At 37.5% G+C, this 11076-nt stretch carries 12 protein-coding genes and 1 pseudogene; 6 read left to right on the top strand and 7 right to left on the bottom strand.

All coding sequences use genetic code 11. The features are described from left to right. Positions 1–648: 648 nt before the first annotated feature. From FFM61_RS07910 to FFM61_RS07895, 4 genes are all read left to right on the top strand, one after another. On the top strand, positions 649–1983 hold the full coding sequence (locus tag FFM61_RS07910; RefSeq protein WP_071952424.1) for an FAD-dependent oxidoreductase: 1335 nt from the start codon (positions 649–651) through the stop codon (positions 1981–1983). 309 nt (positions 1984–2292) lie between these two features. Further along, positions 2293–2985, top strand: a complete 693-nt coding sequence (locus FFM61_RS07905; protein WP_074428101.1) for a Crp/Fnr family transcriptional regulator — start codon at positions 2293–2295, stop codon at positions 2983–2985. 91 nt (positions 2986–3076) lie between these two features. Continuing rightward, a complete protein-coding gene (locus tag FFM61_RS09270) occupies positions 3077–3256 on the top strand; it encodes a transposase (protein WP_371258048.1) in 180 nt (59 codons plus the stop codon). 386 nt (positions 3257–3642) lie between these two features. Further along, positions 3643–4128, top strand: coding sequence for a VIT1/CCC1 transporter family protein (locus FFM61_RS07895; protein ID WP_074428100.1), 486 nt, complete (start codon positions 3643–3645; stop codon positions 4126–4128). A gap of 810 nt (positions 4129–4938) precedes the next feature. Here FFM61_RS07895 and FFM61_RS07890 read toward each other — a convergent pair. Beyond that, positions 4939–5529 carry a site-specific integrase gene (locus FFM61_RS07890; RefSeq protein WP_004912641.1) on the bottom strand — a complete coding sequence of 197 codons (591 nt, stop codon included), beginning with the start codon at positions 5527–5529 and terminating at the stop codon, positions 4939–4941. A 60-nt stretch (positions 5530–5589) separates the two neighbouring features. Between FFM61_RS07890 and FFM61_RS07885 the strand changes: the two genes are divergently transcribed. Beyond that, entirely contained in the window at positions 5590–5940 is a 351-nt protein-coding gene (locus tag FFM61_RS07885) for a type II toxin-antitoxin system RelE/ParE family toxin (RefSeq protein ID WP_004912644.1), read from the top strand. Next, a complete protein-coding gene (locus tag FFM61_RS07880) occupies positions 5937–6221 on the top strand; it encodes a helix-turn-helix domain-containing protein (RefSeq protein ID WP_004903734.1) in 285 nt (94 codons plus the stop codon). The genes FFM61_RS07885 and FFM61_RS07880 overlap by 4 nt, the downstream gene beginning before the upstream one ends. Before the next feature lie 235 nt (positions 6222–6456). On the opposite strand, the gene arsC is transcribed toward FFM61_RS07880, so the two are convergent. The 6 genes and pseudogenes from arsC to FFM61_RS07845 form a co-directional block, all read right to left on the bottom strand. Then, positions 6457–6873, bottom strand: coding sequence for an arsenate reductase (thioredoxin) (gene arsC, locus FFM61_RS07875; protein WP_010276791.1), 417 nt, complete (start codon positions 6871–6873; stop codon positions 6457–6459). A gap of 115 nt (positions 6874–6988) precedes the next feature. Next, on the bottom strand, positions 6989–7132 hold the full coding sequence (locus FFM61_RS08995; RefSeq protein WP_006845387.1) for a hypothetical protein: 144 nt from the start codon (positions 7130–7132) through the stop codon (positions 6989–6991). Between the two features lie 247 nt (positions 7133–7379). Next, the gene (locus tag FFM61_RS07870; protein ID WP_074428099.1) at positions 7380–9242 is read right to left on the bottom strand and encodes a heavy metal translocating P-type ATPase; all 1863 of its coding nucleotides are present in this window, start codon (positions 9240–9242) and stop codon (positions 7380–7382) included. A 197-nt stretch (positions 9243–9439) separates the two neighbouring features. Beyond that, positions 9440–9673: a heavy-metal-associated domain-containing protein gene (locus tag FFM61_RS07860; protein WP_074428098.1), complete on the bottom strand. Its 234-nt coding sequence runs from the start codon at positions 9671–9673 to the stop codon at positions 9440–9442. A 146-nt stretch (positions 9674–9819) separates the two neighbouring features. Further along, positions 9820–10162, bottom strand: a pseudogene (locus tag FFM61_RS07855) (prolipoprotein diacylglyceryl transferase family protein); the annotation flags it as partial. Between the two features lie 113 nt (positions 10163–10275). After that, the gene (locus FFM61_RS07845) at positions 10276–10983 is read right to left on the bottom strand and encodes a Crp/Fnr family transcriptional regulator (protein WP_137604623.1); all 708 of its coding nucleotides are present in this window, start codon (positions 10981–10983) and stop codon (positions 10276–10278) included. Positions 10984–11076 lie beyond the last annotated feature (93 nt).

Here is an 11076-nt window from a genome sequence, read left to right as displayed (position 1 = left end):
AACCTCAAATTACATCAGTTGGTTTAATTCCGACAGAATTAGAACGAGTGTTTAGAAAAAGATGTGCCATTTATTGATATAGGAACATCAGGTTGGTAAGCATTTATTGATATTATAAAAAATTTGGCTGCTTTTTTGTATTCAGAATATCTCGCCAGTGATCATATAACTGATTAACCGTTACGCCCGAATAATCTATGAGATAGTCCCATTCTTCACTCTTTAGCTTGTCAATTACAGCTTGTTAAAATTTATATTCCGCCATTTAACTATTATTCTTTTCTTTTTTTGTTGTAACTATTTACCAAAACGCCACCACTTTTCTTGATTGATTTAAGTAAAGCGTGTTGGCTTGCCTTTTTTATCATGAATAAAGGTTATGCTTGTTACAAGGCCATTTAAATGATGTTATAAAAACTAATGGACAATAAATTTGCGTTAAAAGAATTGAATTATATATAATTGATTGAGGGGGATCAGAGTATGAAAATATCAGAATATTGTTGCAATAATCTTGTACAAAAAATAACATCCAAATTGGGAATTAGATTCAAAAATTATTTCTAAATAATTTTAATTACTTAATTATTTTAGATCCTGATTTGTGATTCGATCACACAATTAAATTATTGAATAGCAAGGTGAATAATGAAACATTTTAGTAATATTATTATTGGATTTGGAAAAGCGGGTAAAACACTTGCAGGAACACTTGCAAAGCACGGTGAAGAAGTATTAATTATTGAAAAAGATCCCAACATGTATGGTGGAACTTGTATCAATGTTGCTTGTTTACCAACTAAAAACATGATTATTAATGCCCACCGGGGTATAGAATATGAAGTCGCTTTAAAAAAGAAAAATGCCCTAACAGCAATGCTACGTAATAAAAATTACCATAAAGTGGCTGATTTACAAGAAGCCACTGTTTTAACAGCTACTGCTGAATTTTTGGATGACCATACGGTACGAGTATCTGATAACTCAGGGCAGGAAACTTTAATTGCAGATCGTATTTTTATTAATACAGGAGCAACGCCAATTTGGCCTAATATTGATGGATTGCTTGCTAGTAAACATGTTTATTCGTCCACAGACTTACTTGTAAAAGATAAACAATTAAAGGAATTAGTTATTCTTGGTAGTGGACCGATTGGCTTGGAATTTGCATCAATGTATGCACAATTTGGTAGCCATGTGACCATCATTGATAAATCATCTAAGATTTTAGGACACTTTGAGCCTGAAATTGCCGAACAAGCTAAAAATGATTTAGAGGAGGATGGTGTATCCTTTTTGTTAGAAAGCAACTTAACTGGTGTAAATGATACATTAAATGGTGTTACATTAACTATAAGCACACCAAAAGGGATTAAAAATATACAGGCCGATGGGTTATTAGTTGCTACGGGACGTAAAGCTAATGTGACCGATTTGCACCTAGAAAGAACTAGTATTAAAACAGGTAGTCACGGTGAAATTTTAGTCAATGATATACTAGAAACAGATGCTAAAGATGTCTATGCTTTAGGTGATGTTACCGGCGGGCCACAATTCACGTATATTTCGTTAGATGATTGGCGTATTATGGCTAATCATCTATATGGCGATAAGACACGAAGTCGTTTAAATCGACCAGTATTTGCGAATACTATTTTTCTAAATCCGGCTATTAGTAGTGTCGGAAAAACAGAGGCACAGCTGAATGAGGCAGGCATTGATTATAAAGTACTGAAGATGCCAGCAGCTAGTGTTCCTAAGACACAAGTAATTGGTAATCCAAGAGGTAACTATAAAGCATTAATAGATCCACAGACACATCAAATTTTGGGTACAACTATTTATGCTGAGGAATCATTTGAGACGATTAATATTATTAGTCTAGCGATGCAAAATCATCTTTCAGCTGAGACTTTGCGCGATCAAATATACACGCATCCAACAATGACGGAAGCATTAAATGATTTGTTTGATCAAATTTAATAAATCATTTATAACAAATTAAAACAAAAATACTCAAGGTCTTATCTAAATGCCTAACTTTTTTATGGCACTTCAGTATACCCTAGTGTTTTTTTGTTTTGGTACATGATACATTGCACCAATGGGTCACGCCGTGACATGGCAATTTATCATTGTATGATCACCTTCAGTGAGAGCATGTCATGCAGAACGCTATCCTCTGGGGCAAGCTGGTGTGAGATTAACCACATAAAATACAACGAAAAAAGATGATCTTATACTTAAAAAATGGACAATTTATAGATAACGATTAATTAGGAGGAAAACGGTATGGCAAACCATAATCATCATAGTCATGTAGATTGTATACGTTTAGTGCCGATTTTCAATCATCTCAATGATGAACAAATGCATCTAATTGCTCAATCAGCGCATGAAGTACAATACGTAAAGAATGAGCTATTATTTAGGTTTGGTGATAAAGATGACACATTATATATCATAAACAATGGACGTGTACGTATTTATAGCCTAAGCGAGTCTGGTCGTGAGCAAACTATACGCATCCTACATCCTGGTGATTTTATGGGGGAAGTTGCTATTTTACAGACTGAAAGTTATCATTCGAATTATGCTGAAGCAATATCGGAAACAAGTATTTGTAGGATTCATAAAAAGAATTTAGATCAATATTTAGATCGCTATCCAGAAATCATGCGACGAATATTATCGGATATTACAAAACGGCTACAGTTATCAGAAAAACAGACTGTGCAAGTCAGTACTGAACCTGTTGAAGCCCGAATTATTGATTTTCTATCAGAAAATGTTGAAGATGAAAAAAACCATACTTATGTGACTTTACCCATGTCAAAAAAAGATTTGGCTACTTACCTGGGGACAACTCCAGAAACAATAAGCCGTAAGTTCTCATCATTGGAAGAGAGAGGTCTAATTAAACGGCATACCCAAAAATGTGTTGAGATATTTGATTTAGATGCATTATTATTTGTATCAAGTTAAGTCGATTTATACTTAAAAATAAGGATATCATTTTAAATGATGAACATGGCAGTACACAGTTCATCGTCACTAACCTAAGTCTTCCACAAAAATACATCGTCCGTGTTTACCGCAAGCGCGCATGTGGATCTCAGTAATTGCATCAAACTTGATGCGGTTGATGAAGAGTATTGCGTTGGACGACCAGCAACAATCGTGGACAATCAATACCTTTCGAGACCGTTTGTTAAAAATCGGTGGACGTGTGTCACTAAGCACGCCCGCAAGGTGATTTTGACGTTAGATAGCCGCATCCAAGAACAATTCGATGGTCTGTTCTGGCGATCTTGGGAATGACTAAATGCTTTGTGGCAATAAAACAACGAAGTAGATTTTCAAAAAAATAGCAAAATCTGGCTGGTTTTAGTGTTCCTATTTTTCTCAAAAAACGCTCAATCGAAAAAACACCCTGAAACTGTGCCAAGGTACTGGCAGTTTCAAGGTGTTTTATCGTATTTTACTGATTTAGCTGTGGTTAAAAATTTAGTGCATGAATAATCCGGGTTTTATTTGTTTCGTTTTTGAAACATTTTTAATCCGATGTGAAATTACCGATAATTGGTCACTTTTTTCTTATATATTGGTTTTATCACCACTGAGAGAAACTGGAGAAAATAAATGAAAAAACACGTTTCAGCCATCGTCTACGGTGGCTTAGATGGCATTATCACGACGTTCGCAGTCGTTGCTGGATCGGTCGGTGGTAACGTTTCAAACATCGTTATCATCATTTTGGGATTCTCAAACTTATTAGCCAATGGCTTTTCAATGGGGGCCGGTGCCTACCTGTCAGCAACATCGGATAACAATCAATCAAAAAGTAAAGCATTGGCAGCTGGTATCGCGACATTCATTTCGTTTAACGTCTTCGGTTTAATTCCACTAGGTGCCTACTTAATTACAAATGCGCTCATTCACGACAAAGCCATCGCCTTTCCAATCGCCTTTGTCATCGTCGGTGTCTCTTTGGCGTTGCTAGGCTGGGTGAAGGCCAACCTGTCAGAGCAGAAAGTAAGAACAGAAATTCTACGCACACTTTCTGTCGGGTACGTCGCTGCAATTGTTGCTTATGGCGTTGGTATCTTACTGAATTATTATTTGTAGACAAAAAAACACCTTGAATATTCAAGACGTTTTTCTTTTTAGATATTTAGTTATATGGTAATCAGCTATAGATTATTTAAGTCAAACAATCCTCGAAGCTTAGCTTCTTCTTTAGCTGCGTTCATTAAATCAGCAGAGTATAGCGCATCAGGGTGCTTGCCTGTTGATTCGTTAGAAATAATCCGGGTAAAATTTTAAATCATATTTTTAGAACACCTTTAATTGAGTCGACCTGTAATAGCTAACCATGTATACAAAGAAACGATATGTTATATTACGTCATCGAAAATGGTGTCTTTAGGGAGTTACTTTTAGTGGTTACCAACACGCCTGCTGACAAAAAACACTTTTTTGTAAAGAAAACCCCAAACAGGTGAGTAAATCTGTTCGGGGATATCTAGAAAGACGCTCTATGGTCGATAAAAGTGAGATGGTGTAGAACTTAATACCCGGATTATTCATCAAGACAAACAAAAACCCGCTGAAACAGCAAGTTAATACCGTTTCAGCGGGTTTTACGCTTTCACCCGTTAGGTGAAAACCATAGGAGCTCTTTGTTATGATATTTTGTTAGTGAAAAACAAACCAAATACTCAAAAATTGGAGCGTCTAAAATTATGACTCAAAAAGTATTACCTAGCAACCCTTTAGTTGCAGTTTCAGACAATGGGGCACCAATTACCTCGGATGGTGGCAACGTGTAATGATGTTGTCTAATTGTGCCTTAGTAATCCTAGTCATTTAAAATACCTCCATAGTGGCGTCAAAATGAACAAATACGTGCTAATTTAGGGAGATTAGTTGGCGTTATTACCCAAAATCAATTTGATCTAACATTGTTTCGCGACTTGCTTGATCTAACCCCAGATAAGTAAGCGTCATAGCCTCACTCGAATGATTCAATAAGTGCATGACTAAACCAATATTGTAGTTTGACTGTGTATAGACGCGGTAAGCGCCTGTTTTACGCATCGTATGTGTGCCTAGATAGTTGATACCTAATAGATCACCAACGCGTGCCATCACCTTATAAAACTGCTTATCTGTTATATGTCGATCTGGATGGGACGTTGAGGGAAATAACCAATCCGAAGTGATATTCTGTTGGACTAGCCAATCATGATATTGCAACAAGTCTTGTTGCACGGGCTTTAAATATAACGTGTTCGCTTTACCTGTCTTTTTATCATGAATAAAGGCCGTGTTTTTAACAGACCCATCGGGATTATAGACATCCGATTTCTTTAACGTCATCACATCACTCACCCGCAGTAGAGTGGCTTTGCCAACTTGAAAGATAGTGTAGTTGCGGCGACCCGCCCGAAAACTATCTAATAAGGTGTCTTGCACCATTTTTAAGACGTTGGAGTCTTTGATGGGGAGGACAATTTGTTGCACCATTAGCTACTCCTTTAAAGTTAATAATTTGATTGATGATAGCACATCTGCTATCATGTTGTTATGGAAAAATTTGAGTTTGATTATTACGATTGGGCTGAATTTGAACAGTTCTTAGATCAATTACCTGATAAAGATGCTGCTAAATTAATTGCAACCATTCAAAATATTGAAAATAATGGCCTCTTAGTGGCGGAAAGACAATTATGGGTAAAAAAGCTAGAAAATAATCTCTATGAAATTCGTTCTAAACGATCTTCAAACATTCAAAGGGCTCTTTACTTTCAAGTCAAAGGTAGTCAATACATTATTACTAACGCTTTCACGAAAAAAACGCAAAAGACACCTGAAAATGAAAAGAAAATCGCTCGGAATAGACGCAGTCAGTATTTGAATAAGGAGGAAAATCAATGAGTAAACTTGATGCATACGTTGCTGAACGTAGTAAAAAAAATCCTGAATTTGCACAAATTGTTGAGCAAGAAAATATTAATTTAGAGGTAGCAGTGAAAGTTCGTGACCTTCGTGCAAATATGGGATTGAGCCAACGTGAATTTGCCAATTTGATTGGTAAACCACAATCAACGATTGCACGCATTGAAAATGGTTCGATGAATGCTTCAACAAAAATACTATCTGAGATCGCCCAAGCAACAAACCAACGTTTGACCATCCAATTTAGCCCAGCATTTTAAGATCTATTATAACATTAAACAAAAAAACAGCCCCCATTATCTAACCGGTAGATAATGGGGGCTGTTTTAATCAGTTTTCAAAGGGGCGATTATGTAATTATAGACCCTAAATTAAGGAATGTTCTAGTGACCACCTAGGATCATAGTTAACTCATAGCAAAACTCCTGGTATTTTACTTAGAAGTCAATAAATTAATTGGACTGTTTTACTGCGGCACTATATGGCGTTTTTTTATTAATGAACGTAGTTATTCAAACTTGTAACTAATTTTTTAATTTCGTCACGAACCTTACGGAATTCTTGTAGTTGTTCTTCTAAAGTTCCTGTGGCTTGCGCTGGGTCAGATAAAGGCCAGTGTAAACTCTTGGTTTGAGGGGGAAGCATAGGACATTTATCCTTGGCATCACCACATAAAGTAATAACTAAATCTGAAGTGTTCAAATAATTTAGATCAATTAACTTAGAGTAGTGGCTACTAATATCTACTCCATCTTCAGCCATAACTTTAACAGCATTTAGATTTAACCCATGAGTTTCAATCCCTGCACTCTCGATTTGAAACTCATTTGCCGGCAATATTTTTTTTGCATATCCTTCAGCCATTTGACTGCGACAAGAATTTCCTGTACATAAAAAATAAATTTTTTTCATTCTAAACCACCTATAATTTTAATTTGTATAGCACCATAAACTTAAATGCAATGCTTCCATCAACATAGGTGTATAAGTATCAAGGTCTTCTATGTGAAAATGGGCCCTGTACGTTCTAATTATCTTTCTTCAAAGCAAGATAATCAGTTGGTTCAAAACTAAAATATTGTTCTAGATTGCCATGATACTTCTCTAATTTTGCTTCCTTATTAATATCGTAAACACGATATAGCCAATATGATGAATTATGTAATTTCATGTGTTAAAACTTAATAGGAATTTAAATTTTATTATTAGATTTTTTAATCATTCACACGAAAATTAATTTTATAAAGAGCATACTCTATACTCTTATTTTTTTCAAGAACTCAAAAAAGTGGAAACTCCCAGAATTTTAAATCTGGGAGTTTCCGCTTTTGTCATTTCAAGGATGGACTATTGTCCCAGCCTCTTCTAGTTTATTCTTAAGATATTTTTACTGTCTCTGCAGGTGCTGATACTTCTTTTTATTCTTTTCGACCTTTCAACTTATACTTCATTAATCTCATGGCATTGAAAATTACCACCAGGATACTACCTTCATGAACCAACATTCCGATAGACATATTCATCCATTCGCTGAAGAAGACGCTGGTCAACAAGACCAACACTACTCCAATTGCAATCGCGATATTTTGTTTCATATTATTTGCGGTAGCTTTTACTATTCCTAATGCGTGAGGCAAGTTGCTGAAGTTCGAGTTCATTAAAACGACATCGGATGTTTCGATCGCTACGTCCGTTCCGCTTCCCATTGCGATGCCAATGTCTGCTAAAGCTAAGGACGGACTATCGTTAACGCCATCTCCAACAAAGGCTACAATTTGACCACGTTGTTGGAGTTTTCCGATATAAGCCGATTTGTCTTCCGGCAACATGTGGCCGTGAGCTTCGGTCAAACCAAGTTCGCCTGCGACCACATCAACGGTTCCTTGGTTATCTCCTGAAAGAACGACTAGATTTTTTACGCCCAGGTCTTTTAATTCCTGCAAATTATCTTTCACACCCGGACGGACTTGGTCGCGAATGCCCATCAGTACTTTTAATTCACCGTCGACCGCTGTCAAAACGAGAGAGTTCCCTTGTTGTTCAAGCCGTTTGACATCTTTTTGCACTTTTTTGCTGAGAGTGACATTTTCTTTTTCCATCAAGGCCACATTCCCGACAGCCACTCTATGTCCAGCTACACTTGAAACGATTCCGCCGCCTTTCACGACTTCAGTTTCTTCAACAGGATAAAAGTTTGTTTCTCCAATTTGATTTAAGACCGCTTTTGCTAATGGATGATCTGATTCCCGTTCCACACTGGCCAGATAGCCAAGCGTTTCAGCAGAACCTTTTTCATACAGTTCAGTCGCTGCAACGGTTGGGTTTCCGACAGTTAAAGTACCTGTCTTATCAAATACAATTGTATCCACATTGCTGAAGTCTTGAATGACTTCACTCCCTTTTAAAAGAACACCGTTACGAGCACCATTCCCAATACCGGCAACGTTTGAGACAGGCACTCCGATAACTAATGCGCCTGGGCAACCTAGAACCAAGATGGTGATTGCTAACTCAATATTTTGACTGAACGCCCATACAACAATTGCCAGGACCAAGACAGCTGGTGTGTAGTATTTAGAAAAGCGATCAATGAACCGTTCCGCTTCGGATTTAGAATCTTGTGCTTCTTCCACGAGTTCAACAATTTTTCCAAATGTGGTGTCCTCACCAACTCGGTCAGCTCTGATTTGAATCGTTCCGTTTTCTAAAATGGTTCCTGCAAAAACTTCTGCATCAGCTAGCTTGTTGACCGGAACAGCTTCACCTGTAATGCTAGCTTCATTGATATGCCCTTCACCCGTAAGAACTGTACCATCTACTGGAACTTTCGCACCCGTTTTAACGAGCAAGATATCCCCTTCATCTACATCATCCACTTCTACTTCTTCAAATTCGCCATTATCCATTTGTTTCAAGGCGCTTTCGGGTGCCATTTCAGTCAATTCTTTGATAGCAGATCGCGTTTGGTTCAATGTTCGTTGTTCCAAGTAGTGTCCGAATAAGAATAAGAACGTAACAATAGCCGATTCTTCATAATTTTGAATAAAAAGCGCACCAATCGCTGCAATACTAACTAAGACATCAATACTGATGACTTTGACTTTCATTGCTTGAAACGCTTGAATGGCAATTGGCATAATCCCAAAGACAGAGGCGATGATCAAAGACCACTCTGAAAGTCCTACGTTTTCTAAAACAAAGTGACTGAAGAAACCGAGTGCGATTAACAATCCACTGATGACGGTGATAACATTTTTTTTGCTTAATATATATTGTTGCATGCTTTTTCCCTCCAAATTTAATTTCTCTTTTATTGATAAACAAAGTATAAGATAATTGCCTAAGTAATTAATTGACGGATATCAAGTTTAGAAAGTTCTCTTTTATCGTTTCTAAGCACCTCGAATCGGATTGCAACAAAAAAAGCAATCCTGGAAAAATAGCTTTCCTTCCAGAATTGCCTAGTTCATTTAATCTGTTAAGCGGCCTTGACTTTTGCTTTAAGGACCGGATAGCCTACGTTTTCGATAGCTTTTTGAATCTCTTCAATCGAAGTGACAGCTGAATCAAAATTGGTTTTGACTTTGCTGGAGTTGAATAATACTTTAATGCTGTCTTTATCAACACCGCTAACTGATTTTACGGCACCTTCAATTCTTTGCATACAACTTGGACAAGACAAAGTTTCTAATTGCAATATAGCTTTTTCCATAATTCCTATCTCCTTTATGTGTTTTTATTTTATCGGCAGCAGATTAATGAACACTGCCTTTTTCTCTTTACAACTGTAATATAGCTCACTTTTAGCAAACGAAAATTGACGCATATCAAGTTCGGCACTTCTTTTTATCTTTTTGCTCAATTCACCATCTTAATAGTCTTTTTCTGCCCCTTATTGCCATCAGAATAATAAGAAATTGGTGGATAATCTTGTCTGCGTATAAACCATACTACAATCGCGCCAATAAACAGGGCCAGAGACAAGGCTTGCGAAACGCGGATCCACTCGCCAATCCATAAACTGTTCGTTCGCATACCTTCAATGAAGAACCGACCCACTGAGTACCACAAAACGTAACTCAAAGCGACTTCTTCTTGACGCAAAAGCTATTTTTCGGTTCCGTATAGTGACGATGAGGACAAAGCCCAACAAACTCCACAATGACTCGTATAAGAAAGTCGGATGGTAGTAGGTATCATTTGCTCCATTTCTTCAATTTTTCGCGTCATTCTAGTCATGGTGATGCTGAACAAGATTCCGGCTAAGCTCCCCCTGGTCACTCGCTTCGTAATACGCCACTTTTCCGTGTCCGATTATTCGCTGTAAAGCAATAAATCATCTAAATTCTGAATCTTGATCCTTTTCCCAGACAGCTGTTGAATCAATCCCTCGTTCTCCAATTCTCCAAATTTGCGACTGATGGTCTCAGGTGTCGTTCCTAAATAGGAAGCAATGTCCTTTTTTGCCATCGGCAGGGTGATGGTGGGAGAGTTGCCCATTCCAGGTTCCACATTTTCTGCTAAAAACAAAACTAAACGGGTAATGACACGCTCCACGGCTACTTGTGCGGTTTGACGTGCGGATCTTTCTAACCGCTTCGACATCTCTCCTAGCAGCTTTAACGAAATTGCAGGATACTCTTTTAGAAACTCTTGTACATCATGTTGTTGAATCGTGCAGACAGACGTATCTCGAGTAGCTTCTGCGTATTCCTCGTGCACAACATCAGGATTGAACAACGCCCATTCTCTCGTAAAGTTACCCGGATTCAAAATACGCACTAGTTGCTCTTTGCCAGAATCAGACAAGCGATAGATGCGGACTTTTCCGCGATTCATAATATACAAGGCATCGTCTTTTTCTTGCGAGCGAAACAGAAACTCCCCTTTTTGATAGTGCTTCGTGTGAGCTTTTCCAGCAATGCGATCCATCGAGCCTTCCTCCAAATGATTGAATATCGGGACTAAGCGGATACAAGCTGAGTGGTCTCCTTCTGCATGTGGTTGGGTGTATTGAGTCAATTCGTTCTCCCCCTTTATCAGTTTATTGTCCTTTTTTAACTTTCCTATATTTAGTATAAAGGCCCCCTACCTCAAAAAAATTGACTCTCATCA

This window comes from Weissella hellenica, assembly GCF_005405545.1.
Classification (GTDB): Bacteria; Bacillota; Bacilli; order Lactobacillales; family Lactobacillaceae; genus Weissella; species Weissella hellenica.
The sequence above is the reverse complement of the archived record's forward strand: the minus strand, read 5'-3'. Positions and strand labels throughout refer to the sequence as shown.